26 protein-coding genes are annotated in these 23,698 nt (G+C 57.6%); 13 read left to right on the top strand and 13 right to left on the bottom strand.

All coding sequences use genetic code 11. The annotated features are described in order from the left end of the window. Positions 1-36: 36 nt before the first annotated feature. The 9 genes from ACVWXE_RS00505 to ACVWXE_RS00465 all read right to left on the bottom strand — a co-directional run bounded on the left by ACVWXE_RS00505 (position 37) and on the right by ACVWXE_RS00465 (position 6,193). The gene (locus tag ACVWXE_RS00505; RefSeq protein WP_457489310.1) at positions 37-459 is read right to left on the bottom strand and encodes a hypothetical protein; all 423 of its coding nucleotides are present in this window, start codon (positions 457-459) and stop codon (positions 37-39) included. A gap of 349 nt (positions 460-808) precedes the next feature. Beyond that, positions 809-1,414 carry a hypothetical protein gene (locus ACVWXE_RS00500; RefSeq protein WP_457489309.1) on the bottom strand — a complete coding sequence of 202 codons (606 nt, stop codon included), beginning with the start codon at positions 1,412-1,414 and terminating at the stop codon, positions 809-811. Positions 1,415-1,432: 18 nt separating this feature from the next. Next, on the bottom strand, positions 1,433-2,044 hold the full coding sequence (locus tag ACVWXE_RS00495; RefSeq protein WP_457489308.1) for a hypothetical protein: 612 nt from the start codon (positions 2,042-2,044) through the stop codon (positions 1,433-1,435). Between the two features lie 316 nt (positions 2,045-2,360). Beyond that, complete coding sequence (locus tag ACVWXE_RS00490; protein ID WP_414374584.1) at positions 2,361-2,498, bottom strand: DUF4351 domain-containing protein; 138 nt, start codon at positions 2,496-2,498, stop codon at positions 2,361-2,363. 85 nt (positions 2,499-2,583) lie between these two features. After that, entirely contained in the window at positions 2,584-3,426 is an 843-nt protein-coding gene (locus ACVWXE_RS00485) for an undecaprenyl-diphosphate phosphatase (RefSeq protein ID WP_457489358.1), read from the bottom strand. Positions 3,427-3,648: 222 nt separating this feature from the next. Beyond that, positions 3,649-4,167, bottom strand: a complete 519-nt coding sequence (locus tag ACVWXE_RS00480) for a DUF2808 domain-containing protein (protein WP_414331896.1) — start codon at positions 4,165-4,167, stop codon at positions 3,649-3,651. 350 nt (positions 4,168-4,517) lie between these two features. Continuing rightward, positions 4,518-4,703, bottom strand: a complete 186-nt coding sequence (gene psbZ, locus ACVWXE_RS00475; protein WP_011433643.1) for a photosystem II reaction center protein PsbZ — start codon at positions 4,701-4,703, stop codon at positions 4,518-4,520. 142 nt (positions 4,704-4,845) lie between these two features. After that, positions 4,846-5,538: a queuosine precursor transporter gene (locus tag ACVWXE_RS00470; protein WP_457489307.1), complete on the bottom strand. Its 693-nt coding sequence runs from the start codon at positions 5,536-5,538 to the stop codon at positions 4,846-4,848. Continuing rightward, positions 5,531-6,193: a response regulator gene (locus tag ACVWXE_RS00465; protein WP_457489306.1), complete on the bottom strand. Its 663-nt coding sequence runs from the start codon at positions 6,191-6,193 to the stop codon at positions 5,531-5,533. Before ACVWXE_RS00465 ends, ACVWXE_RS00470 begins: the two co-directional genes overlap by 8 nt. A gap of 255 nt (positions 6,194-6,448) precedes the next feature. Here ACVWXE_RS00465 and ACVWXE_RS00460 point away from each other — a divergent pair, with 255 nt between their 5' ends. The 9 genes from ACVWXE_RS00460 to ACVWXE_RS00420 all read left to right on the top strand — a co-directional run bounded on the left by ACVWXE_RS00460 (position 6,449) and on the right by ACVWXE_RS00420 (position 15,689). Continuing rightward, positions 6,449-7,567: a class I SAM-dependent methyltransferase gene (locus tag ACVWXE_RS00460; RefSeq protein WP_011433647.1), complete on the top strand. Its 1,119-nt coding sequence runs from the start codon at positions 6,449-6,451 to the stop codon at positions 7,565-7,567. A 162-nt stretch (positions 7,568-7,729) separates the two neighbouring features. Then, complete coding sequence (locus ACVWXE_RS00455) at positions 7,730-8,200, top strand: hypothetical protein (protein WP_011433648.1); 471 nt, start codon at positions 7,730-7,732, stop codon at positions 8,198-8,200. Positions 8,201-8,273: 73 nt separating this feature from the next. Continuing rightward, positions 8,274-8,618 (top strand): MgPME-cyclase complex family protein, encoded by a 345-nt coding sequence (locus ACVWXE_RS00450; RefSeq protein WP_457489305.1) that lies wholly within the window; start codon positions 8,274-8,276, stop codon positions 8,616-8,618. A gap of 150 nt (positions 8,619-8,768) precedes the next feature. Next, positions 8,769-10,301 carry an MFS transporter gene (locus tag ACVWXE_RS00445; RefSeq protein ID WP_457489304.1) on the top strand — a complete coding sequence of 511 codons (1,533 nt, stop codon included), beginning with the start codon at positions 8,769-8,771 and terminating at the stop codon, positions 10,299-10,301. A gap of 139 nt (positions 10,302-10,440) precedes the next feature. Next, entirely contained in the window at positions 10,441-11,610 is a 1,170-nt protein-coding gene (locus tag ACVWXE_RS00440; protein WP_457489357.1) for a glycosyltransferase family 4 protein, read from the top strand. 80 nt (positions 11,611-11,690) lie between these two features. Continuing rightward, positions 11,691-13,388: a PP2C family protein-serine/threonine phosphatase gene (locus ACVWXE_RS00435; RefSeq protein WP_414388236.1), complete on the top strand. Its 1,698-nt coding sequence runs from the start codon at positions 11,691-11,693 to the stop codon at positions 13,386-13,388. Between the two features lie 93 nt (positions 13,389-13,481). Beyond that, a complete protein-coding gene (locus ACVWXE_RS00430) occupies positions 13,482-13,700 on the top strand; it encodes a hypothetical protein (protein WP_414349808.1) in 219 nt (72 codons plus the stop codon). A gap of 130 nt (positions 13,701-13,830) precedes the next feature. Continuing rightward, positions 13,831-15,264, top strand: coding sequence for an argininosuccinate lyase (gene argH, locus ACVWXE_RS00425; protein WP_457489356.1), 1,434 nt, complete (start codon positions 13,831-13,833; stop codon positions 15,262-15,264). A gap of 128 nt (positions 15,265-15,392) precedes the next feature. Continuing rightward, on the top strand, positions 15,393-15,689 hold the full coding sequence (locus ACVWXE_RS00420) for a DUF6464 family protein (RefSeq protein ID WP_457489303.1): 297 nt from the start codon (positions 15,393-15,395) through the stop codon (positions 15,687-15,689). An 18-nt stretch (positions 15,690-15,707) separates the two neighbouring features. Here the strand turns inward: ACVWXE_RS00420 and ACVWXE_RS00415 are convergent, their stop codons facing one another. Then, the gene (locus ACVWXE_RS00415; protein ID WP_457489302.1) at positions 15,708-16,925 is read right to left on the bottom strand and encodes an RNA-guided endonuclease InsQ/TnpB family protein; all 1,218 of its coding nucleotides are present in this window, start codon (positions 16,923-16,925) and stop codon (positions 15,708-15,710) included. Between the two features lie 238 nt (positions 16,926-17,163). Between ACVWXE_RS00415 and ACVWXE_RS00410 the strand changes: the two genes are divergently transcribed. From ACVWXE_RS00410 to ribB, 4 genes are all read left to right on the top strand, one after another. Then, the gene (locus ACVWXE_RS00410; RefSeq protein WP_011433657.1) at positions 17,164-17,652 is read left to right on the top strand and encodes a M67 family metallopeptidase; all 489 of its coding nucleotides are present in this window, start codon (positions 17,164-17,166) and stop codon (positions 17,650-17,652) included. Between the two features lie 246 nt (positions 17,653-17,898). Next, positions 17,899-18,180, top strand: coding sequence for a MoaD/ThiS family protein (locus ACVWXE_RS00405; RefSeq protein WP_011433658.1), 282 nt, complete (start codon positions 17,899-17,901; stop codon positions 18,178-18,180). Positions 18,181-18,182: 2 nt separating this feature from the next. Beyond that, entirely contained in the window at positions 18,183-19,352 is a 1,170-nt protein-coding gene (moeB, locus tag ACVWXE_RS00400; RefSeq protein ID WP_414329338.1) for a molybdopterin-synthase adenylyltransferase MoeB, read from the top strand. 110 nt (positions 19,353-19,462) lie between these two features. Continuing rightward, positions 19,463-20,683 (top strand): 3,4-dihydroxy-2-butanone-4-phosphate synthase, encoded by a 1,221-nt coding sequence (ribB, locus tag ACVWXE_RS00395; protein ID WP_457489301.1) that lies wholly within the window; start codon positions 19,463-19,465, stop codon positions 20,681-20,683. On the opposite strand, the gene ACVWXE_RS00390 is transcribed toward ribB, so the two are convergent. The 3 genes from ACVWXE_RS00390 to ACVWXE_RS00380 all read right to left on the bottom strand — a co-directional run bounded on the left by ACVWXE_RS00390 (position 20,680) and on the right by ACVWXE_RS00380 (position 23,564). Further along, positions 20,680-21,162, bottom strand: a complete 483-nt coding sequence (locus ACVWXE_RS00390) for a hypothetical protein (protein ID WP_457489300.1) — start codon at positions 21,160-21,162, stop codon at positions 20,680-20,682. The genes ribB and ACVWXE_RS00390 overlap by 4 nt on opposite strands. 114 nt (positions 21,163-21,276) lie before the next feature. Next, a complete protein-coding gene (locus ACVWXE_RS00385; protein ID WP_457489355.1) occupies positions 21,277-22,320 on the bottom strand; it encodes a GntR family transcriptional regulator in 1,044 nt (347 codons plus the stop codon). Positions 22,321-22,475: 155 nt separating this feature from the next. Beyond that, complete coding sequence (locus tag ACVWXE_RS00380) at positions 22,476-23,564, bottom strand: ABC transporter ATP-binding protein (RefSeq protein ID WP_457489299.1); 1,089 nt, start codon at positions 23,562-23,564, stop codon at positions 22,476-22,478. Between the last annotated feature and the right edge of the window lie 134 nt (positions 23,565-23,698).

Below are 23,698 nucleotides of genomic sequence, written 5' to 3'. Positions count from 1 at the left end.
TACTCTAAGTCATAGCCCAAGCCTTCCTGCTTGCTCCTACCCTCCACTAGGGGTCACCCGGTAAAGGGCACAGGAATAGAATTCTGGCTGGTTACTCGAAAGCCTTGGACAGGCCACCAAACCAAAGCCCGCATCCTCCACCACTATCTTCTCCGGCTGCAAGCTAAAATCCTGCGGGATCCGGAAAATCGGACTCAGGGATCCCTGAGGAGATACCCGCGCCAACCCACTGCGCCAAGACCCTTCTGCATCTTCCAAAAGGCGACTCCGACCCAACAAAGCCACTAGGTTGGATCCCTGTAGGTCAATATCCCGGATGGGTACAGAATCTCCACCATTTTGTTCCCGTATCACCCGCCCATCCACCACTACCGCTAGCCCCTGACTGGGATTGGCCTTGAGAATACTCGGATTCCCTTGGTTATTGGCCAGAAAATAATACTCCACATTCCAGTCCAAAGGTTCAAGTAAAGATCTGGGTAAGACTGGATTACCCTGAGCATCAGAGATTCCACCAGAGGCTCGAGCAACCTCTCTAACCAAATTGACCACTCTATCTTCATCAAAGGTGACATACAGAGGAATGTCATTGAGGCTAGAGATTGTGGATCCCATCATGTGGGCAACTTGAACCCCACCAAAGAAACAACCTGCAATCTTCTGAGAGGTTGCATTTGCAATTGTCCGCTTGGCAGCATCGACAAATATTGTTCCCTGAGAATTAGAGATAGTTGATAACCATCTCTGACATCATCCAAGGCTGGCCAAATGAAATTGTCGTAGAGAGAAGCTATAGTATTTCTTCGAATCATATCCAGATGTTGGTCGGCAATTCTATCCCGAATTCCCGAATTGTTTGACCAAGAAGATTAATTAGAGTTTCTTGGACATTAAACCTTTGCAATAGTGGCCTTAGAATATCATTTGCATTTGGGGCTTTTAGAAGAACACGAGCATATTGCCACGCTTGAGGGTCTGACAGTTCTGGCAGTGCTTCCCGAATCTTGAGTGCAATGGATGCAACGATTTGAAAGGTTGGGTTGTCTGCTGCTTGAGTTACATTTCCAGACGCAGTTATTCCTCCCAAAGCCATGTTGTAAGCAAGCCGATAGTTTGCGATGTCTTGCTCGAACCCAATGTTGTCTTTGAGTCGGATCAATACATTCTCTTCATTTCCTCCAATGGCAGCAATGATCCTATCAAGATTTCTTTCTGCGTCATCTTTTGCAGTTGCTAACCCGTTAATATAATAGATTCTAGACTTAAGAATAGATTCAGTAGTATTGAAACCTAGGTTGGGAGAAACGACTGAGTAGATAGTTGATTTGTTCGGTAATGAGCAAGACTTGAGAATCAGTACAGACAGGCAACAGCACAATAAAACAACAAGACGAACAGTATTTCGACCGAACATCCATTTATCCTCACTAATCTAGCGAATTGGGTCAGTACATGTCGATTCTTCTGCGCCAACGACTTGTCCAGAGAACTTGGCATCAACAGTTAAATCTGCAATAACTCTTTCCTGGGTGTTAAGCATTTGAAATTGCACTTCCCTTCTTGCTTCAGAAACTTCATCAATCAGGTCGAATTCATTTGCCCCGCCAAATGCTAACCGCGCACATCGAATTGCTCGGAAACCATCAAGCACTCTTGCACGCACCTGGTCTCGACTATCCCTGTCAACATTCACGATGCTTGCCTGTAAAGCTTTGGCGTATCGCAGCATGGCCTTCCGCTTCAGCTCATCATTGGGATACCGGCGGTAAATCCAGCGCTGCACATCATCACGCACGCCATCTCCATCGGCATCAATCCCCTCCAAAGTTTGCTTGCCCGCCTCCCCTGGATCCGGTGGCAAATTCGGAAACAATCTATCCAGTTCATCGACCGGGATCATATCTGGAGAGGGATCCTCACCCGGATTTTCTGGCACAAATCCAGTAGTGGGATCAGGATTGGGCTCTTCTTCTGCACTGGGGGTAGAACCTCCCCCGCCACTGCACCCACACAGCAACACCAACACAGAAGAGAGCATCAACATAAGCAGTATCCTGAGGCCGTTCATAATCGCCTTGGTTCTAGCAGTTCAAGTGGCACAAGTGACCCCCACAGGGATCCGGCAATCCTTCTATTGGAGCTACAAGCAACACAAAATTAGGGCAGGGATCCCTAGAAGGAACTCTCTCAGGAGGATCTACCGTTCATCACCCGACAAGAGCAAGACTGGATTTGCAGCCTGATGCTCAAGTAGAAACTAACATCTGCTTCAACAAAGTGCAAGTGCGCTGCAACACACAGGCCCAATCTTTAGATTGGTCAGCGTATGATACGGAGCCCTTTTTTGAAGGGGAGAACCTTTAATGGCTGAATCCATCAAGCCAGGTGGTGAGGTCAATCAACGACTGGAACTCCAGCAAGGCTAGACCCAGCTCTTCCAAGCGCTCCACCGATAAAGACCGAATCTGAGCCTCCACCTCCTCAGGCAGGGATCCCATTTTGCCAATCTTCTCAGTGGGAAAAGCAGCCAGAAAGGAGTGACCACCTCAGGGATCCCCGTGGATTGTAGTTGACTGAGCTTGATTAGGGCCTTAGAAACCCCAGCGCTAAACCCAAGATAATAAACAAGCCAAAGCCAATCCGATAAAAGATGAACAGCCAAGTGCTGCTGCGCTGCAAAAACTGAATCAGCCAATCGATAGAGAGATAGGAAAAGACAAAAGCAGAAAGAGTGCCCAACCCCTGCGGCAGCAGGGCCTCTGCCTCGAACTCGGAGATAAACTCCACAACCCCCGCCAAAAATAATGCCGGGATCCCCAGCAAGAAGGAGTAACGGGCGGCAGCCGAGCGCTGCAAATGGAGAAACAGCCCTGCCGTCAGCGTCGAGCCGGAGCGCGACACCCCAGGGATCAGGGACAAAGCTTGGGCCAGCCCTACCCAGATCCCATCCCAAATGCCTAAGCTGTGAAGGTCTCGCTGGCGTTTGCCCGTTTGCTCTGCCCAGCCCAACAACAAAGCCAAGCCAATGGCTGCAGTGGCGATCACCCACAACTGGCGGGGCGGGGATCCCCAAATGGCCTTGATGGCCCAGCCGGCAACCACAATTGGCACTGTTCCCACCAGGATCCCGACCGACAGCCGCCAAGGCTCCTGCTGAAAATCTCGTTCTCGCCAAGCCTTCCAAGAGCCGAGGATCAACTGGCGCAGGTCAGAGGCAAAGTAGATCAGCACCGCCCCCAAACTGCCCAACTGGATCACCGCCGTAAACGAAGCTCCCGCATCCGGCCACCCCACCAAAGCCGGAAACACCCGCAGATGGGCCGTGCTGCTAATGGGCAGAAATTCGGTGATCCCTTGCACCATGCCCAAAATTAGAGCCTGCCACCAATTGGGATACCAGGTGTCAGCAAGCAACAAGGTAAACACTCCCCCACCCAAACTTGCCGGATTTGCACAATCCCCATTCTTAGAAAAACTCAGAACTCCGGCTTTTTCCAGCAGCCCATACCACGGCGAACAAACACTTGGAGAGGGATCCCACCCCAACTGGCCGGGAACTTGGGTGTCGCTGTCCCAGACCCGCAAAAGGGCTGTGCCTATAGGATCGCCGCAAAGATCAACAGTAGGTCAGATCATCGGGTCAATAGATCAGAAGCCAATCCGCTCTGGGTCTTCAATGGTAATCAGCCAGTTGCCCACATTCCGGAAGAGGGGGTTGGGTTCCGTACCCCGTACCCGCGCCTCCACCCGATAGATGCCGGCAGACGAGGGGTTGCGCACGTTGGAGAGCACCAGACGGATCTCCTGACCGGCAGCAATGGGTTGACGGGCCACCACCTCTAGAGAGCGAAACTCCTCGTTCCAGTACACTTGATCCAGCTCTACAGGCCGGCCTTCTACCTCCAGGCGGACACTTTCCGGATCGATGCGGCCATCGAAATTCCTGTCCCCGTTGATCTGCACTTCTGCCACCGCCACATTCTGGGGGGGAATGGTCAGGCGATAGCGATCCAAACGACTGCGAACCCCGCCAAAATCGAGCCGATAGCTGAGGACAGGTACCCCTTCACTGCCGGTGATCACCAAACCCGACTGCGCCTCTGCAGAATGGGGCACCATCAGGGATCCCAGGCTCCCCATCAACAGGCCCGCCAAGGCCAGCCTCATTCCTCGCCGAGCAAGGCCAAGTTCCTGCGAACATTTCCCTGCTCTCATCACTGCTCTCAACACCCAAACCTCCGCTGGTTGAAACACCTCAGCACCTTCAAAGCTCACTAGCGCGGCCTGTAGACAGCCTGACCGATGGCAAGCAAGGCCGACGCCTCGCCGTCCATTGTAGAGGATGGGATCCTCTCTACCGAGAGAGCTTAAGGCTTATCGAGGTGCGGAAGTGCGTAGTTCGTCCAGGATCCCAGACAAAAACTTTGGGCCGCCACACCCACGGTGCAGCTCCCACGCAACGCTGATTGCGACCACAAGGTGACCTTCGGTGGATTGGCCCTCGCCCTTCTACGGCTTCACTTGAGGAAACTCAGCACCCCCACCCCGATCACCATCAGCACCCAGAGCAGGGATCCCACCAAAATCACATTCTTGGCCCGGCTCCAGTCGCTGGCTGAGCTGTAGAGCACTGGCACCGCCACCACCAAGAGCAAGCTGTAAAGCACCAACACCAACAAAGCAATTTGGAAAACGAGCATCATCTTGCGGATCCCTCACAAAAGTCTTGTCTTGGATAAAAGCTCCCGGTAACACCGGATGGCAGCAGGATAAATAGGATGACGCTCTGACTATACCAAAATAGGATCCCTCTCAAAGCCAAATCCGTTGGGGCAGTTGATGGACTCACCTGGATACAGGCTGGAGGCGGAAGGGGTTAAAGTCGGTTGCCACATCGAAGTAGTCTTCTTGTTCTTGCTGCTTTAGCCAGCCGGTAATGGCATAGGTCAGGGGCGTGAACGCCGCCTCAACGGCACACTTGAACACATAGTTGGAGAGTATTAAGCTGCCCAGGCCAGGGAACACCCCCCAGAAGGCCAAGGTGACAAACAGTCCAGTATCCACCGCTTGGCCCACCAGGGTAGAGCCGATGGTGCGTGTCCACAGCCACCGTCCCCGCGTCCACACCTTCATGCGGGCCAGTACATAGGCGTTGGCAAAGCTGCCTCCCCAATAGGCGATTAAGCTGGCCAGGACAATGCGGGGCGTCAGGCCCAGAATCTGGTCGTAGGCTTCTTGATAGGGCCAGTCGGGGGCCGCAGGCAGGGATCCCACGATCATGAACGTTACCGACATGAGGGCCGCCGAGAGAAATCCCAGCCAGATCACCCGTCGCGAGCGGGCATAGCCATAGACTTCGGTGAGGATGTCGCCAAAGATATAGCTGAGGGGGAAAAGAATGGTGCCCCCGTCAAAGGTAAACGGCCCCAGAAGCACGATCTTGCTGGAAGCAACGTTGGAGATCAGCAGCACGGCCACAAATAGAGCCGTCACCGCATCCAGGTGTCGGTAGGCGCGCTCAAAGCTTTGCTCAGCCATCAAGACCCCCCAATAGTTTACGGATATGCCGCAGCTCTTTGACGATTAGGGCTAAGCCCTGGCTGTGCCGTTCCACTTCGCTGGTGAGCTTACGGATTTGCTCTTCTAGGTTAGCGCTGTGAGACTCCTGACGATCTAGGCGCTGGTTGAGGTTGGCAAGCCGCGTCACTACTTCCCGCTGGATCAGGTTTTCCGTACCTTGAATCAGCAGCGTCTCGATGGCGGTGAGCCGGTTCAGAATCAGTTGGGTGTTGGTTTCGGATCCCGGCTCCGGTGCAGCGGCAGGGGCAACCTGGAGGACCTTTTGGATAAGAGCCAAAAGGGCATCTGCCTCAAACGGTTTCTCGATGAAATCAAAATCGGCAAAGGGCTCAGGAATGCGGGCAGTCACCTGTTCCTTCAGCCCCGACATCATGATAACGGGGGTATTTTTCAGACTGTCTTCGCGGCGGATGGCCTGCAAGGTGTCGTAGCCATCCATCTTGGGCATGACAAAATCCAGCAGGATCAGGTCGGGGTGATGTTTTTTGGCCGCTTCCAGCCCTGTCAACCCGTCTTTGGCCTCCACCACTTGGAACTGATCGGCCAAGATGCTGGCCACCATCTTGCGAATCATGATGCTATCGTCAATGACCAACACCGTCTTGGTTGTCATGCTGAGGCGCTCCCTCTTCCCATTATCAAATCGACCTGATCAGCCCCTTCCTCCAGCTCATAGGGCAATCGGGGACATCCTTTTGAGGACACCACTAGAGTACTCCCCTGCTTGGCCAGATGGGGTGTGCTCAGGGATCCAATTCCGCCAGGTTTTCCCCGCGCCCAGCGGCTGCCGGCCCGGCGTGGCCGCCTTGCTATAATTAAGTGTAAACAAACGTTAAGCCTTCATTCTTCATTCGCACCTTGCAGGGTTATGAGCCTACAACTAAGTCCTGAGCTGTCGCTGCCGATCCCATCTCCAGTCGGAGAAGCTGCCTACCGCGCTTTTCAGTGGGGCAAAAACATCTTCGGCTTTGCCCACAAAGCGCTCTCCACCCAAGCTTCAGATCTGATGCTCTCCGTGCTCAGGGATCTGCAAAGCTTCTCCTCCGGGAGGACCCCGCCGCCGCGGGCCAAGGTGCGGGTGAGCGCTGACACGCTACAGGTGTTGCGGGCCCGTTACGAACAACTCCTGCAAGCGGACTGGCAAGATGCTGAGGCAGGGTACTACCCTCACGCGCTCCTGTTCGACAACCCCTGGCTGGACTTTGCCCGCTATTACCCACAGGTGTGGTTGGATTTGCCGCAAATTACTCGGCGGGTTCACAGCAAGCGTTACCAAGAGTTTTCTCAAGACATCTCCACCGAGGGCTATCCGAAATACTACCTGCAAAATTTTCATTACCAAACCAACGGCTATCTGAGCGACAGCTCGGCTGAGCTTTATGACCTGCAGGTGGAGCTGCTGTTTGGGGGCACAGCGGATGCAATGCGCCGTCGGGTGATTCGCCTGCTCAAAGATGCGTTGGATCCCACCTTGGTCAGCCCCCACATCCTCGATGTAGCCTGTGGCACGGGGCGGATGCTGCGCTTGCTGCGGGGATCCCTGCCCAAAGCGGCTTTGTACGGTCTGGATCTTTCCCCCGCCTATCTGCGCAAGGCCAACCGACTGTTGCAGGAGCTGCCGGGGGAGCTGCCCCAGCTTATCCGCGCCAACGCCGAGGCCATGCCCTATGCCGACGCCACCTTTGACGCCGTCATCAGCGTTTTTCTCTTTCATGAGCTGCCTGGCCCGGCCAGACAAAATGTCATCAACGAGATGAGTCGGGTGGTGAAGCCAGGGGGCGTGGTGGTCATCTGCGACTCGGTGCAACTGCTGGATTCGCCAGAGCTGAAGGAGACGATGGAAGCCTTTATGCAAACCTTCCACGAACCCTACTACCGCGACTACATCCACGACGATCTGGGGGTGCGCCTGCAACAGGCAGGCTGTGCGGTGCTGCGCCGAGAAACTCACTATGTCAGCGCCTACACCCTAGCCCGTAAAGGTTGAGCGCCCTTTCCACAAGCTTAAGAGGAAGAGTAAATCGGCGGTCACTTGTCCAGAGGGTGTATAGTAGTTTTAGACACGAAACCTTGGATGAGAAGACGGGCCACTAACTGGATAACCCTTGGGTGCAAGTCCGTCTAAGATCTTTTTCTTGTACTTAGGCTCATGTCCCACCCCCATGGATCCCTCCGCGCCGGTATCACTGCTCTCAAGCAGGAGCGCTACCTGGAGGCGATCAACCTTCTCGAGTCGTTCTGCTACTGCTGTTCCATCCAAGAAAGACAAGAGAGTTTGTCCCGCCGCCTGAGCGAGCGCAATGGCTCGAGGGCAGATCCGGAAGAATGCGTTTTGGCTCGTGTAGCTCTGATCATGGCATATCAGGGCAGTGGTGACTTGGAGCGCTCAACTGCCCTTTGCCAAGAGCTGTTGGAGGAGAAGGAAACTCCTGAGTCCGCTCCCTGGGCTCGGGAATGGGCAGCTCAGGCTCTACCTACCCTCAAGCAGGCTTCAGAACACTCCATGCCCCCTGAGGAAGTCATGGCGCGGCTACCCGTTCTCCGGCAGTTGGAAGACTGTCAGCCGCTGTGTAGCTCCCGCGATCCGGCTCCGCATCTGCTCAAATCTGCCTCTCTCTGAGGGAGAGGATCTGCAAGGAGCGGTGGACGCCCGGCTCTAGCCTTTATTCTCAACACAGTTCCACAGCAATCTTATGTCTGCTGCCGAACCGACTACCTATCATTTTGTCGTTGCCAGCCTGTCTTTCTTACGTTCTGAGCCCCTGGAAGAGGTGCTGGAGGAGCGTCGTCGATACTGCGAGGAGCGCCATTGCCCTGTCGATTTCTTCTGGGTGCCCCAGCCGGCCTTCATGGAAGCTCCAGAGTTAAAGCCCCTGCGGGACAAGTTGAAGGAGCCCCTGGGGGCAGTGGTATCCACCAACGCGGATTTTATTCGTTGGCTGAGCCTGCGCTTAACCTTTGTAGAGAAGGGCAGCTTTGTGGCTCCAAGCGAGTCGATCCCGGATCCCTTGCGCTCCTTGTCTGCGGCACAACGATAAGCCCGCCGATTTCCCAAATTTGAACGGGTAGATTGGCGGACAGGCCAAGATAAGATTGGGGCACCTTATTTCCACTTTTGTTGGCTGACGGGATCCCGCTCTACTGCGGGGCCGACGTCGGGGAAGTGGGCAGGTCACCTGGGGAGCACTATGACTTTGGAGCAACGATGGGATTGGCCGGAAGGAGAGGCGGGGGTCTGCCACCCAACTTCCCCTCTCCGGGATCCCCCACCTGTATCAGCGCCAACTTGGGTACTGAAGTCAGAAGCTCTCTGGCCTGAGCCGACAGCAAGCCCCGCCCTCAGCTCGCCGGAGCCTTCTTCTAGGGATCCCTTGCCAGAGCCATCTCCTGAGGATCCGCCAAAAAAAGAAGAAGATCAAGGTCTATCTGAGCCGGGCCTGAGAAACTTTCTTGCCGTGCTGCGCCGGCGCAATTTCCTGCTGCTGTGGATGGGGCAGGTGTGGTCCCAGTTGGCGGACAAAGTGCTGTTGGTGCTGCTGATCGGCTTGGTTGCCCGCGAATTTCAGCCGGAAGGGGCTTCCATCAGCGGTTGGGTCTCGGCCATCATGCTGGCTTTTACGCTGCCGGCGATGCTATTGGGCAGCCTGGCAGGGGTATTTGTGGATCGCTGGCTGAAAAAAGGGGTGTTGGTGCTCTCCAACCTGGGGCGTGGGATCCTAGTGCTGCTGTTGCCGCCGCTGCTCTGGCTCACTGCCGGGCGCGACCTTTGGCCGGGGATCCCCTTGGGGTTTGCGGGGCTGTTGCTGGTGAGCTTTGCCGTCTCGGTTCTAACCCAGTTTTTTGCTCCTGCCGAGCAGGCGACTTTGCCCCTGATCCTGCCGAAGCGAGAGCTGCTGGCGGCCAACTCCCTGTACACCACCACGATGATGGCTTCGCTGATCGTCGGGTTTGCCGTGGGGGAGCCGCTGTTAACCCTGGCAGATCGTTGGGTACGCCATTGGTTGCCGGGCTGGGAAGTGGGGCCGGAGCTGTTGGTGGGGGGAGCCTACCTCTTGGCGGGATCCCTGCTATTGCTGCTGCAACCCCACGAGAAGCTAGAGCCCCGGCGTTGGGAAGTCCCCCACCTCTGGGAAGATCTCCGCTTGGGCCTGCACTATGTCGGCCAGGTGCCCCTGATCCGAGCTGCTTTGGTGCAGGTGGTGGTGCTCTACTCGCTGTTTGCGGCGCTGGCAGTGTTGGCGGTGCGCATGGCCGAAGTGATGGCAGAGCTGAAGCCGGATCAGTTCGGGGTGTTGTTGGCCGCTGCTGGCCTAGGCATGGGGATCGGCGCCTTTTGGGTGGGCCATACGGGCCGACGGGTGAGCCGCCGCGCCTGGGTTGGCCTGGGATCCCTGCTGCTCTGTGGGGCTCTGGCAGCCCTCTCCTGGACGACCCACTGGCTGCTGCCCAGCTTGGGCTGGATTGCCCTGTTGGGCTGTGGCGGGGCTCTGGTGGCGGTGCCGATGCAAACCTTGATCCAAGAGGAAACGCCCGACCATCTGCGGGGCAAGATTTTTGGGCTCCAGAACAACGCCGCCAACATTGCCCTCAGTTTGCCGCTGGTGTTTACGGGATTGGCGGAAGCTTGCTTTGGCCTTCCCTGGATGTTTGTGGCCCTGGCTGTTCTGACGGGGCTGGCGGGGCTGTACACCTGGAGCCTATTGGGCAGAGAGGTCTCGTAAATCCTGCCGCAGCGCGAGGTTGGATATCCTCTTCCGAGGGGACGGGCCAAGGCAGGAGCTAACTCTGCTACTCTTGTAGAGGCTTGAGCATCGAGACTCCCTTTGCAGCTCAGTGTTTCAGCTCCGCGGGGATCCGCCCATGCACATCGCCTGGATAGGCAAAAAAACACCTTTCTGTGGCAACGTCACCTATAGCCGCGAGGTGACCAACGGCCTTTTGGATCGGGGACATCAGGTTAGCTTTTTTCACTTCACCAACGACGGCCAACCGCCCGCCCTGGATCCTGGAGGTGAAGGCTGGAGGGCGGAGCTGGATCGTCGAGACGTTTCCCTCCCCTGTCTGTACAAGTCGCAGATTTACACGATCCCGGCCCCCAACGCCAAGCGGTTGCTCACCCAGGCCCTCAAGGAATTGCAGCCGGATCTGGTACATGCCTCCTTGACCATTTCTCCCATCGACTTTGTGCTGCCGGAGATCTGTGCTGAGCTCAACCAGCCGCTGGTGGCCACCTTCCACCCGGCCTTCGACCGGCGGCGGCGCAACATCGCCTCTCGCACCCAATACTTGGCCTACCAGCTCTACGCCCCGTGTTTGGCCAACTATCACCGCACCATTGTCTTCTCGGAAACGCAACGGGAGATCTTGGTCAAACTGGGGGTGAGCCCCCAGCAGGTGGTGGTCATTCCCAATGGTGTGGATGTGGACAAGTACGCGCCTGGGCCCTCCACCCTCAAACAGCGGTTGGGACTGGAGCGGATCTTCGTCTATCAAGGGCGGGTTTCGCCGGAGAAAAACCTGGAGGCCCTGCTCAAGGCTTGGAAACACTCCCAAATGGGGGAGAAGTGTGGTCTGCTGATCGTGGGGGATGGGCCGCTGCTCAACACCCTCAAGCCCTTCTACACCCTTCAACATGGGATCCACTGGCTGGGCTATATTGCCGACGAGCAGCAACGCATCGAGATCTTGCGAGGAGCCGATGTGTTTATTTTGCCCTCTTTAATCGAGGGGCTCTCTTTGTCCCTGTTGGAGGCGATGGCCTGTGGGGTGGCAGCGGTAGCCACCGATGTGGGTGCCGATGGCGAGGTTTTGGCCGATGGAGCTGGGATCCCGCTGGATCCGACACGGGTGACAGCAGAGCTGCAAACGCTGCTGCCTTTGCTGCGGGATCAACGGGAGTTTACCCAACTGCTGGGGATGAAGGCCCGCCAGCGGGTGCTGGAGCGCTATACCCTCAGCCACAACCTCAGCCAGGTGGAACAGCTCTACCGAGAGCTGTGCCAGGGATCCCGTCAGCATCGCTGGGTGTGAGGGATGAGTGTGATGAAGCTTGTGATATTTTTGCTAAGCTGTTTCGTTACGTTTCCAAGGGATTAACGCCAGTCTTCCCGATGGATGATCACAGCCCCCAAAAGGCCGTTTTAGGGCAGCCCCCTGCCGGGCTGTCAGATTCTTTGTGGTCAGAGTCCTTGCTGGCCCAGGATTCGGGCAAAAATCCCCTCCCCCCCAATGCTCCGTCGCTGTCGCCCACGGACAATTCGGGGGACTTGCGCTCAGCTCAGACCGGCCAGGATGAGGATCCCACCTCTTCAGGTGCCGTTGCGTCCGATGATAGAGAGCTGCCGGAGGTCAAGCCGGCCATTGTGCCTGCCCCTGCAATGCCGGATCGGGTGGCAGAACTGGAGAGAGAACACCATCGGATGCAGTATCTGCTGGCGTGGCTGGCTTTTGCTCTACGCTCTTTTAACAACTTGAACCAGATCCTGGAGCTGACGGCTTTTGTGGCCAGCCAACTGACCGATGCCGAAGGCGGAGCCCTGGTTTTGTTCAATCCCAACGGCACCATCCAGTTGGATCAACTGCATTGCTCTGATCTCAATCACCGCGAGCAGATTCGGGCTGAGATGGAGCAAATTACCCAGACCCTCTCGGCTCAAGAGCCCATTCTCAAAACGGAGGGATCCCTGTCTGTTAAGATCCCTGCCCTTGAACACCTCTTGGACGAACGGTTCCGCCAGAGCTTGGGGCCGGATGTACGCCTTTTCGGCACGCCGCTGCTGATTCGCAACTCTGTCCAGGGTCGCTTGTACGTCTTCAGCCGTCAGCCTGGCTACCACTGGGATGAACGTCGCCAACAACTGTTGCGCTTGGTCGCCGATCAGGCAGGGGTGGCCATCGAAAATGACCGCTTGACGGCAGCCTTGCGCCGCAAGATGGCCCTGGAAAAAGAAATGGAGATTGGCTCTTACATCCAGACCCAACTGCTACCTCGGGAGTGCCCTCAAGTCAAGGGGATTCGCTTGGCAGCCCGTTGCCGGGTGGCCAGCAAAGTGGGGGGCGACTACTATGACTTCATCAAGATTCCCGGCGAACGCCTGGAAACATCCGACTCATCTGAAGAAACGGCAGGCTTTCGCTTGGCCATCGTCATTGGGGATGTGATGGGCAAAGGGGTGCCCGCCGGCCTGTTGATGACCATGACCCGCGCCATGGTGCGGGCGGAGGCCCTCAACCGCCATTCGCCGGCCCGTGTTCTGCAACATCTGAACCGGGCCATGTACAGTGACCTGGAAAACTCCAATCGCTTCATCAGCCTGTTTTATTCGGAGTACGATCCCCGCTCCCATCGCCTCTGCTTCAGCAACGCGGCCCACAACCCCACCCTGTGGTGGCAGGCCCGCACCCGAGAAATTCAACCCCTGGACACAGAGGGGGCGCTGATCGGCTTGGAAGAAAACAGCCACTACTCGGAAAGCTGCGTGCAACTGCAACCCGGGGATGTGGTGGTGTACTACACCGATGGCTACACGGAGACAGCCAACACCCGCGGCGAGCGCTTGGAAACCTCTGGGCTGATGGACGCCATCCAGTACGCTGCCCGTCGCTACGACTCCCCCGAAGACATTTTGGAGAGCTTGTTTGAGCAGATGGATGCCTTCCGAGGCCGTCGGGGATCCCACCCTCTTCCCCTATGGCTGCCTGCGGATCCAGAGCTCCTGTTGCAGGATGAAATTTCCCTGCGGCCTGAGCCCGTGGACGATACAACGCTGGTGGTGTTGAAGGTGTTGCCGGACTCTGAGCCAGCCTAGCCACAGAAGGCTTAAACTCAGGGTAAGCTCTAGCTAGTGGAGCTACAGGGTTGGCTGCACTCTTTCCCGATTATCTGCACTTGAGGCGTAACCATGAACTTCTCTTCTTCCGGGTCTGAGACCGCTTCGGTTTACTTGCCGGCCCCCACGGCTTTCCAGACGGAAATGATTGTCGGGCAGGTGTTCCGACAGGATGTGCTGGGCGATATCCGCAAGGGTTGGAATGGCTTTGTGGAATCGGGCCAAATTTGGGCGCTTTTGATAGGGATCGTGGCGGGCTACATGCTCAAGAGCATCACCAGCTCCCACTAGAGCCTTGTCGCCGTTGCTCTAGCTGGATCCAGTTGGCCTGAGCCGGCGGGGTTTTGGCCGTCGGTATTTGGTTTTTGTGCTTTTTCTTCTGCAGCGGGGTCTTTCTTCCCATTCTCCCAGTTCCCAGCCGATGTCTGAGCTGACGGTAACTTCCACCCCTCGCCCCTGGAGCCAACGCTTCGAGGGATCCCTGCACCCTGCCATTGCCCGCTTCAACGCCAGTATCGGCTTCGACATCCGCCTGCTGCCCTACGATGTGGCCGGATCCCTGGCTCATGTGCAGATGTTGGCCGCTTGTGGCATCCTGACCCAGCAAGAGGCCGACCAGATCCGGTGGGGATTGGAGCAGATCCAACAGGAAGCGGCTGCCGGCACCTTCCGGCCCGATCCAGAGGCAGAGGATGTCCACTATGCCGTCGAGCGTCGTTTGGTGGCTTTGGTGGGGGAAGTGGGAAAAAAACTGCATACCGGGCGCTCCCGCAACGACCAAGTGGCCACCGATCTGCGCCTCTATCTGCGAGATCAGATCGATCACCTTCGTCAAGCCCTCTGGGAGCTGCGCGGAGTTTTGTTGGACTTGGCTGAGCGGCATCTGGAGACAATCCTGCCCGGCTACACCCATCTGCAACGGGCTCAGCCGATTAGCTTAGCCCACCACCTCTTGGCCTATGAAGAAATGTTCTGGCGAGACTGGCAACGGCTGGGGCGGGTGCGGGAAGAGGTGAATGTCTGCCCCCTCGGATCCGGAGCTTTGGCCGGCACTTCCCTGCCCATTGATCGGCAGCTCACCGCCCATCTGCTGGGATTTGAGCGGATCAGCGCCAACAGCTTGGATGCCGTCAGCGACCGGGACTACCTGGTGGAGTTCCACGCTGCCGCCAGCTTGATTTTGGTGCATCTCAGCCGCCTCTCGGAAGAGATGATCCTCTGGGCTTCCCAGGAGTTCGGCTTTGTCACCCTCACCGATGCCTGTGCCACCGGCTCCAGCCTCATGCCCCAGAAGAAAAATCCCGATGTGCCGGAGTTGGTGCGCGGCAAGGCGGGGCGGGTGTTTGGCCATCTCCAGGCTTTGTTGGTCACCTTGAAGGGGCTGCCGCTGGCCTACAACAAAGATCTCCAAGAAGACAAAGAGGGACTATTCGACACGGTCGATACCCTGAAAGCCTGCCTAGAGGCGATGACCCTTCTGCTGCGGGAAGGGATCCAATTTCAACCTGAGCGCATGGCCGCTGCTGTGCAGGAAGATTTCTCCAACGCCACCGATGTGGCCGACTACCTGGTGCGCAAAGGGATCCCCTTTCGCATGGCCCATGATTTGGTGGGGCAGATTGTGCGCATTTGTTTGGCAGAAGGGATCCTGCTGCGGGATCTGCCCTTGGAGCGCTGGAAAACTTTCCACCCGGCTTTTGAGGCGGACATTTTGACAGCCATCGATCCCCGCCAGGTGGTGGCCGCGCGGCTCAGCGCCGGGGGAACGGGCTTTGCTGTGGTGCGAGAAGCCCTGCAACGGTCCCAGGCCCGCCACCAGCAGCCAGAGCCATCGGAAGAAACTCCACAAACTTAACAAACTTAAACTGAACTCAAGGAGAGTTTGCAATTCTTGGGTTCTTCTCGCCAGTCTGTGCCATCCTGAGGTTCTCAGCCATCCAACGCAACTCCCAGCCTGTTGGCCTCTTCCCTGGGTATCGTTCCATGTTGGATAACCTCACCGCCCACGTCCTCGAAAATGCGGCCAAGCGTCGCTGGCGGGAACGCGCCTACAGCCGATTTTTGCAAGATTGGCGACGGCAAGTGGTGCTGCTGCGCCGTCAACGGGCCGGCGAATTTGGCCCACCCCTGGGGGATCCCTCTTGTGTTTTCAGTGCCCACTCGGCTTGGTTGCGCTGTGCCGTCCATCCCCAAGGGCCGTGCCAGGGTTGCCCCCACTATGCCCCCGTCGCCCCTCCAAAGCCAGAGCCACCTCTGGGTTCACTCGATGGACGGGTGTAAACCACCCGACTCCGACCGCTAAGCAGTACGGAGCGGGCTTTCGGTAGCCCTGAGCCTGTTGTGCTCTACCAGAGAACAAAACAAGCCCGAACCTCTAGGCTGGTTTACGACAGCCCCAAGCTTGGCAATCATGTTGGCCCCATTCCAGTCCGCATCTCCTTCCCATCCACAGTGCCCACACTTGAACGACTTACCACTGCGGTAGGATTGCGCAGGATCGGGATGGATGTGCAGACACTTGTGGCAAGTCTGCGACGTGTAGGCGGGCGACACCAGCACCACAGGTACTCCAGCAATGGCAGCTTTGTAGGCCACAAACATCCTGAGCTGGTAGAACGACCAACTATTGGCCCGCCTACGTTCTGCCTTACTCCGCGGCTGTTGATTGACCCTTTCCCGAATCCCTGTCAAGTCTTCCAGAGCAATAGCGCTGTTGGTAGCTTTTGCCCTAGAGACAATAGCTTTGGAGATGCGATGATTGACCCACGTTTGAAAGCGTCTCTCCTTGCCAGACAGCCGTTGCAGCAGTTGACGGCATCTGCGCCGCGAACTGCGTGTGCCCTTACTGGCTTTGCGCTGGAGTACCGCCCTCAACCGGGAGTAGTGGTCGCGGACTCTGTTCAACTGCTGTCCATTCCAATTGTCCCCGTCTGACGTATGGGCAATATCCGTCCTGCCCAAATCCACCCCGATCACCTTGTCGGTATCTTGTTGCTTGGGTGGTTTTTTCTCTACGCAAATCTGGATGTAGTAGGCGCCGTCCTTCCGCTGGACTAGGGTGGCCGATTTGGGGCTAGACCCAGCCAGCATCCCACGCTGGTAGTTGCCGATGGCCAGCTCAAAGCGCTCCCGACCCTCCACCGTGGTCAGCGACACCGTCCAGTCTTTCTCGCGGAACGAAAAGATACGAGCGTCGTAGGTAGCGAAGCCCCCTTTGAACGCTTTGACGGGGCGGTTTTTCTGTTGGGCAACTTTACGGGCGCCGGCCAGCCGTCTGCAGACCTGCTGGTCGCGTAAGCGGGACGTAGTCCTTGCCAAGTTACTGGACAAGCCGAACCGGGCGCGGATTTCGCGGTAGCACAGAGACTGGAGCTTAACGGCGTTGGCGACTTTCTCCGGCGTGTTCTGGTTGACCCAATTCAAGGCTTGGCCAAAAGCCTCCAAAGTCGCGTCCAATTTGGCGGCTTGCGACGGGGACACCTTGAGCTTGCAGGAGACGGTCAGGACTTGGGTCATGGTTCTAGTGTAACCTCGCATTCCTCCCGACACTGACCCTACGGGTACAGTGCGGGGCTCCTGCGATTTCTAGCTGACCGCGCCACACTGGTGGCCGAACATTTTCAGCAGCGGCGGCCTCTGCGGAACGGCCTGCCCGTTGCGCCCCAATGGCATCCGCTGTAGCTAAGTTGAGGGATCCCCGGCCAACTTGTGCCAAAATAAAAGAACGGTAACTCCATCGGCAAAGGCGAGATTCATGGCCCTCTACCTCTCGGCAGACCACCTTCACAGCATCCGCCAGCACGGCGAACAAGCCTTTCCCCACGAGAGCTGCGGCATTTTAATTGGGGAAATCCGGGGATCCGACAAGATCATCCACGAGCTTTGGTCGGTGACCAACACCTGGGATCAAGCGGAAAACCCTCTGGCAGACGGAGAATCCAGCCGCCGCCGCTTTTTGATCGATCCGGCGGATTTCAAGCGGGCCAACGACCATGCGGTGCGCAAAGGGCTGGGGATCCTCGGCACCTATCACTCCCATCCCAACCATGCGGCCATTCCCTCCGAGTTTGATCGGCAGCATGCTTTTCCTTGGGGCTTTTCCTGTGTGATCGTCAGTGTGCGCGAGGGCAAGGCAGAAGAGGTGGTGAGCTGGGTTTTGGATGAGCAGGAGCAGCCCCAACGGGAGCCGATGCAGATGCTGGAAGACATTCGCATCCCCCCGCTCCCGGCTTTGGCAAGCTAGAGTCGTTTGGGCTTTGCCGCTGTTTCAGGCTGAAATTCACGGCTAAGTTCAGTTGGGATCCTTGAAAGCTGGGATGGGCGCCACCGGAAAAAGCGGTAGTCTAGTGCTGAACCTTGTCTGTAACATAGCTGAATCCTCAAAGTCAGTAGACAGCCCCAACAAGATCGACAAACGGATAGGTCAGCCCAGATCCTCTGGATCCTCAAAAGTCTCCAGTAGATACCCAAGATCTCTCCCCGAACTCCCATGGCAACCAAAGTTCTGATCCCCTCTCCCCTGCGCCCCTACACCGACAACCTGGAAGCTGTCGAGATCGAGGGCAGCAATGTTGGCGAAGTGATGGGCAACCTCATCGCCCGCTATGGCGAGCTGAAGCGCCACCTCTACACCGAGGATGGGAAGCTGCGCAATTTTGTCAATGTCTACCTCAACGACGAGGATGTGCGCACGTTGCCCCAAGGCAACAACACCCCCGTGGGAGAACAAGCCGTCATCAGCATCGTTCCCGCTATTGCCGGAGGGTTGTGAGCATGTTGAACCTGGATACCAGCCAAGTTAGCCTCTCCCGCGAAGAGATGGAGCGGTTTTCTCGGCATTTGATCCTGCCCGAGGTGGGCCTAGAAGGACAGAAGCGGCTGAAAGCGGGCAAAGTGCTGTGCATCGGCACAGGCGGCCTTGGCTCGCCCCTGTTGCTGTACTTGGCGGCAGCCGGCGTGGGGCGGATCGGCATCGTCGATTTTGATGTGGTGGATGTGTCCAACCTGCAGCGGCAGGTGATCCACGGCACCTCCTGGGTGGGCAAGCCGAAGGTGGAATCGGCCAAGAACCGCATCCTGGAGATCAACCCCCACTGTCAAGTGGATGTTTACAACACCGCCCTGAAGGCCCACAACGCACTGGAGCTGTTTGCCAACTATGACGTGATTGTGGATGGCACCGATAACTTCCCCACCCGTTACCTGGTGAACGATGCCTGTGTGTTGACGGGCAAGCCCAATGTCTACGGCTCGATCTTCCGCTTCGAGGGACAAGCGACGGTCTTCAACTACGAAGATGGGCCCAACTACCGGGATCTCTACCCCGAGCCGCCCCCACCAGGACTGGTGCCCTCCTGCGCCGAAGGGGGAGTGTTGGGGATCCTCCCTGGCATCATCGGTGTTATTCAAGCTACCGAAACCGTGAAGATCCTGCTGGGCGTGGGCACAACCCTGAGCGGGCGGCTGCTGCTTTACGATGCCCTGAACATGAGCTTCCGGGAGCTGAAGCTGCGCAAAAACCCGGCTACTCCGCCCATCACTGAGCTGATCGACTACGAACAGTTCTGCGGGATCCCACAAGCCCAAGCTGCCGAACAGGCTGGCCAAGCGGAGATCCCGGAGATCACTGTGGCCGAGCTGAAAGCGCGGATGGATGCTCACCAAGACTTTGTGTTGGTCGATGTGCGCAACCCAAATGAGTGGGAGATAGGCCGGATCCCTGGTGCTCACCTGATCCCCCTGCCCCAAATTGAAAACGGCGACGGGGTGGAGCAGGTGCGTCGCCTCCTTAACGGCTCAGAGCTGATCGTCCACTGCAAGAGTGGGGCACGCTCGGCCAAAGCCCTGAAGATCCTACAAGCTGCTGGGATCCAAGGAAAAAACCTGCGCGGGGGGATCCTCGCCTGGGCAGAGGCTTACGATCCCTCGATTCCCAAGTACTGACTCTGCCTTGGGATCCCTAGCTGTTGCCCGGTTTGCTCTAGCATAGATCCGGCAGATCCGGTGCCCAGAGCCGGCTGTGCCAGGTTTTCCCTTTTTGCGTCCCCTTTTCCATGAGTGCCATCCCGCAGGCCGAGACAGAAACGATCTTCCACTCCATCCCCGAAGCCCTCGAAGACCTCAAGTGTGGTCGCATGGTCATCGTGGTCGATGACGAAAACCGAGAAAACGAAGGGGATCTGGTCTGTGCTGCCCAGTTTGCCACGCCCCAAGCTATCAACTTCATGGCCACCTACGGGCGGGGCCTTATCTGCCTGGCCATGCAGGGATCCCGCCTCGATGAGCTGAAGATCCCGCTGATGGTGGGGCAGAACACCGACAGCAACCAAACTGCCTTCACCGTCAGCATTGATGCTGGGCCAGAGGCTGGAGTTTCCACCGGCATTTCCGCTGCCGATCGCTCCCGCACCATTCAGGCGGCCATTCACCCGCACACGCGACCGGAAGATCTGCGCCGGCCTGGGCATGTCTTTCCGCTGCGGGCACGGGAGGGCGGGGTGCTCAAACGGGCTGGCCATACGGAAGCGGCGGTGGATCTGGCGATGTTGGCCGGGCTGTATCCGGCAGGGGTGATTTGCGAGATCCAAAACCCGGATGGCTCCATGGCCCGCCTGCCCCAGTTGATCGAATATGCCCGTCAGCACGATTTGAAGATCATCACCATCGCCCACCTCATCGAGTACCGCTTGCGCACCGAACAACTGGTTCACCGAGAGGCTGCCGCCACCCTGCCAACGGAGTTTGGCCAGTTTCGGGTTTACGGCTACCGCGATAGCCTCAACCAAGTCGAGCACCTGGCCCTGGTGAAAGGGGATCCGACCCAATTTGCCGCTGAGCCCGTCCTGGTGCGCGTCCATGTGGAGTGTCCCCTAGGGGATGCGCTGGGATCCCTGCGCTGCGATTGTCGCCGCCAATTGACCGCCGCCCTGAAAATGATCGACCACCAAGGCAAGGGGGTACTGGTGTACCTGCGCCGGCAAGAGCAGGAGCTCAGCCTTATCCAGCAAATTAAGTCCTACGCCCTGCAAGATCTGGGCCTTTCTGAAACCGCGCCGCCGGTGGCGATGGACTTGCGCGATTACGGCATCGGAGCCCAGATCCTACGGGATGTGGGGGTGCGCAAAATGCGCCTGATCAGCAATACCTCTCGCCACATCAGCGGCTTGAAAGGATTTGGCCTGGAAGTGGCCGAGCGCGTGCCCCTGCTGGTGGAAGAGCCGGATCTCAATTTGCATGTGGAGCCGTCCTGTTCCCTGAAACCGATTCCGGCCTAGGCCTGTAGAGCGTTGTAGGGCCGAGGGCTGCGGTAAAACAAAGGCTGGGGTGCAGCCGGCTCGCCGTCCACTACATAAGCCTTGGATCCCCAACCCCAAAAAGACCAGAAAGGACGTTTGGGCCCCGATGGAGCCGTCATTGCTATGCAACGCTTCCGCGCTGGTGACAGGGGTGCGGAGCACTGGCGCGCCGGCGAGACGGAGTCCCTGGCTGTGGGGCTCAAGAGTTGCTTCGGCAAGACGGGAATGTCGGATCCCACCTGCGACCACACTTCATAGCTCCGAGGGCGCACCACCACCAGGCTGATCAGGGATCCGTGATCCATGTCGTAGCGGCAACTGGCGATGGCCTCTTGCAGCTGAGAAAAGCCCCGGTTGAAGACGTAAAAATGGTCTTGGAAGCGGATGGCCTCCCAGAAACCTTCCCGTGTAACCGCCACATGGTCATGATCGGCGGAGGCGTAGTCGAGGATCACCATGCGTGTAAAGACTGATCAGCGATGAATCAAAGTGAGTAAGCTTTTACCGTATTTCCACTTAAACGCGATATCGGGCAGCCTGTCATCCGCAAAATGGCTCACCTGCAACAAGGCTTAATGGGTTTCTTTGCCTTGCAAACTGCTACTGCTTGCGTCCCCATCTCCTCCGGCTCCAGGGATCCCACCCAGTTCCCGTCGCAGCTCGGCCATGGCTGCTTCTCCGATGTGGGGGGTGGCGCAGACTAGGTTGGGTGTGCGGATTAGATCGGCTCGGGCTTGGCGCACCAAGACCCGCAGGGTGGGGTAGCTGGCCTCATCGCAAATCAGCGTATGGGCGCGGCGGATTAGGGATCCCACCCGTTCCGTATCCGAGATCACTGCCGTCAGCACCAGCAGGTCTCCCCGCAGACTGTAGACAATCACCTCGGCAACCTCCAGCAGGGCAGTGCTGATGCTCACCAGCCCCAGACAGGCGTAGGAAGGCAATTGGCGGATCAGGGCAATTTCGCGGGCGTAGTCGGACACCTCCACCGTCAGAACACGGGCCCCTCGGGGTTGGGCAATGGCCTCGACGGCGCTGAGAAAATAGTGCAGCGTCACCACAGTGCCGGAATGGATTTGATCCAGAACGGTGGCCAGCTCCTCCAGGGGCACCAACTGGACCCGGATGCCCAAAGTCTGCTGGATTTGCTGGGCCATCAGTTGTCCTGTACCCAAATCCCGGTTGGGCACACACACCAGCACTTGGGCACTGCAGCGCAATCGCCAATCGATCTCCGCTAGCAGCAGATCCCGCACCTGCTCCAAAGAAAACCCCTGCTGCAGCAGCTGGTCGATGCCCTGGCGCACCTGTTGCAGGGCCTGTTTGGATCGATCCAGGTTTTCCCCCAGGCCGCGAGAGTAGTTAACCACCTGGCGGGCGGAGCGGCTCACGTAAATGCCAGATCCAGCGCGGGTTTCCACCAGGCCCATGGCCTCCAATTGGCGGTAAACCTTGTGGATGGTGTTGCGATGCAGGCCCGTTTGCATGGCCAATTGACGGGTGCTGGGCAGGCGGTAGCCGGGAGGAAATTGCCCGCAGGCGATGGCAAAGCAGAGCAAATTAAAAAGCTGTACGGAGCCAGGGATCCCGCTCCCCGGCTGGATGGAAATGCGCATCATGGCCCGTTTTTCTCCCTTTGACAACGCCGTTGCGAGCCCGTTTCTGGGCTACGTAAGAATCCCTCGACTTCAGTCGGCGGGAGTGTCAACTGCCTGCAAGATAGCGCCGACGCCGGATAGACAAGCTCCAGAGGAGATCGGGATTGAGAGCCCTATTCGGGGATGCGGTGCATCCGGCTGGGATCCCAACTTAAAGTCACCTCCGTCCCTTCCGGCAACTGCTGCAAATTCAGGCCGGGGTTGGGTTGCACAGCCAAAAGTTTCACCTCACAGCCTGACACCCATACCTGATAGCGAATGAAAGCCCCTAGATAAGCAGTGTCGCAAATCCGTCCCCGCAAGCGGCAGTGGCCATCGGGGATCCCTTCTTCTAAGTCAATCCGAATGTGCTCCGGGCGCAAAGCAAACAGGGCCGCTTCTCCCACGCATCGTTCCGCCAGGGATCCCTCGATCAAGTTGGTTTGGCCGATAAAACCGGCTACAAACCGGGTGGCAGGTCGCTCGTAGAGCTCTGCCGGGGATCCCACCTGTTCGATGCGCCCGCGATTGAACACGGCAATACGATCGCTCATGGTCAGGGCCTCTTCTTGGTCGTGGGTGACGTACAAAAAGGTGAGACCAAGGCGGTGTTGTAGGGCCTTGAGTTCAAACTGCATCTGTTGGCGCAACTTCAAATCCAGCGCCCCCAAAGGTTCATCCAGCAAGAGCACCTGCGGTCGGCCAACCAAAGCCCGCGCCAAGGCCACCCGTTGCCGTTGCCCCCCTGAAAGTTGGCTGGGTTTACGGGATCCCAGATCGGGCAGTTGTACCAGCTCCAGCGCCTCTTGCACTCGCTTTTGGCGCTCCTTCGGCGGTATGCCGCGGATCATCAAGCTGTAGCCAACGTTCTCCGCCACCGTCATGTGGGGGAAGAGAGCATAGTCCTGAAACACCGTGTTCACAGGCCGTCGGTAGGGCGGCAGACCCAAAACATTCTGGCCGTTCAATTCGATCTGCCCCTCATCCGGACGCTCAAAGCCCGCGATCATCCGCAAACAGGTGGTTTTGCCCGAACCCGACGGCCCCAACAACGTAAAAAACTCCCCCTGCTGCACCTCCAAATCCACCCCGTCCACCGCTTGGATCCCGGAAAAGTTGCGGCTGACCCTCCGCAAACGAATGGCAGGCGGGGATCCCTCCTCTCTCCCGGCTTGGGATTTGGCGGAGCTGACATCAGAGGCGAGGACAGATTCGGCAACCATATCGACACAGGCAGCAAATGAACCCATTATGAGGGATCCATTTACAGAGGTTGACAGGTCTCAGCAAGGCCGGAAAAGTCCCAGGCCAAGAGCAGAGATAGTGTGGCGCAATCGCCTGCGGTGAAAGCTCGCCG

This window comes from Thermostichus sp. MS-CIW-41, from assembly GCF_054058915.1.
The sequence above is the reverse complement of the archived record's forward strand: the minus strand, read 5'-3'. Positions and strand labels throughout refer to the sequence as shown.

Coding starts and splice junctions, on each gene's coding strand:
- ACVWXE_RS00500 (WP_457489309.1), bottom strand. CDS start 1,414: ATGTTCGGTCGAAATACTGTTCGTCTTGTTGTTTTATTGTGCTGTTGC.
- ACVWXE_RS00495 (WP_457489308.1), bottom strand. CDS start 2,044: ATGTTGATGCTCTCTTCTGTGTTGGTGTTGCTGTGTGGGTGCAGTGGC.
- ACVWXE_RS00490 (WP_414374584.1), bottom strand. CDS start 2,498: ATGGGATCCCTGCCTGAGGAGGTGGAGGCTCAGATTCGGTCTTTATCG.
- ACVWXE_RS00480 (WP_414331896.1), bottom strand. CDS start 4,167: ATGAGGCTGGCCTTGGCGGGCCTGTTGATGGGGAGCCTGGGATCCCTG.
- psbZ (WP_011433643.1), bottom strand. CDS start 4,703: ATGATGCTCGTTTTCCAAATTGCTTTGTTGGTGTTGGTGCTTTACAGC.
- ACVWXE_RS00470 (WP_457489307.1), bottom strand. CDS start 5,538: ATGGCTGAGCAAAGCTTTGAGCGCGCCTACCGACACCTGGATGCGGTG.
- ACVWXE_RS00465 (WP_457489306.1), bottom strand. CDS start 6,193: ATGACAACCAAGACGGTGTTGGTCATTGACGATAGCATCATGATTCGC.
- ACVWXE_RS00460 (WP_011433647.1), top strand. CDS start 6,449: ATGAGCCTACAACTAAGTCCTGAGCTGTCGCTGCCGATCCCATCTCCA.
- ACVWXE_RS00455 (WP_011433648.1), top strand. CDS start 7,730: ATGTCCCACCCCCATGGATCCCTCCGCGCCGGTATCACTGCTCTCAAG.
- ACVWXE_RS00450 (WP_457489305.1), top strand. CDS start 8,274: ATGTCTGCTGCCGAACCGACTACCTATCATTTTGTCGTTGCCAGCCTG.
- ACVWXE_RS00445 (WP_457489304.1), top strand. CDS start 8,769: ATGACTTTGGAGCAACGATGGGATTGGCCGGAAGGAGAGGCGGGGGTC.
- ACVWXE_RS00440 (WP_457489357.1), top strand. CDS start 10,441: ATGCACATCGCCTGGATAGGCAAAAAAACACCTTTCTGTGGCAACGTC.
- ACVWXE_RS00435 (WP_414388236.1), top strand. CDS start 11,691: ATGGATGATCACAGCCCCCAAAAGGCCGTTTTAGGGCAGCCCCCTGCC.
- ACVWXE_RS00430 (WP_414349808.1), top strand. CDS start 13,482: ATGAACTTCTCTTCTTCCGGGTCTGAGACCGCTTCGGTTTACTTGCCG.
- argH (WP_457489356.1), top strand. CDS start 13,831: ATGTCTGAGCTGACGGTAACTTCCACCCCTCGCCCCTGGAGCCAACGC.
- ACVWXE_RS00420 (WP_457489303.1), top strand. CDS start 15,393: ATGTTGGATAACCTCACCGCCCACGTCCTCGAAAATGCGGCCAAGCGT.
- ACVWXE_RS00415 (WP_457489302.1), bottom strand. CDS start 16,925: ATGACCCAAGTCCTGACCGTCTCCTGCAAGCTCAAGGTGTCCCCGTCG.
- ACVWXE_RS00410 (WP_011433657.1), top strand. CDS start 17,164: ATGGCCCTCTACCTCTCGGCAGACCACCTTCACAGCATCCGCCAGCAC.
- ACVWXE_RS00405 (WP_011433658.1), top strand. CDS start 17,899: ATGGCAACCAAAGTTCTGATCCCCTCTCCCCTGCGCCCCTACACCGAC.
- moeB (WP_414329338.1), top strand. CDS start 18,183: ATGTTGAACCTGGATACCAGCCAAGTTAGCCTCTCCCGCGAAGAGATG.
- ribB (WP_457489301.1), top strand. CDS start 19,463: ATGAGTGCCATCCCGCAGGCCGAGACAGAAACGATCTTCCACTCCATC.
- ACVWXE_RS00390 (WP_457489300.1), bottom strand. CDS start 21,162: ATGGTGATCCTCGACTACGCCTCCGCCGATCATGACCATGTGGCGGTT.
- ACVWXE_RS00385 (WP_457489355.1), bottom strand. CDS start 22,320: ATGCGCATTTCCATCCAGCCGGGGAGCGGGATCCCTGGCTCCGTACAG.
- ACVWXE_RS00380 (WP_457489299.1), bottom strand. CDS start 23,564: ATGGTTGCCGAATCTGTCCTCGCCTCTGATGTCAGCTCCGCCAAATCC.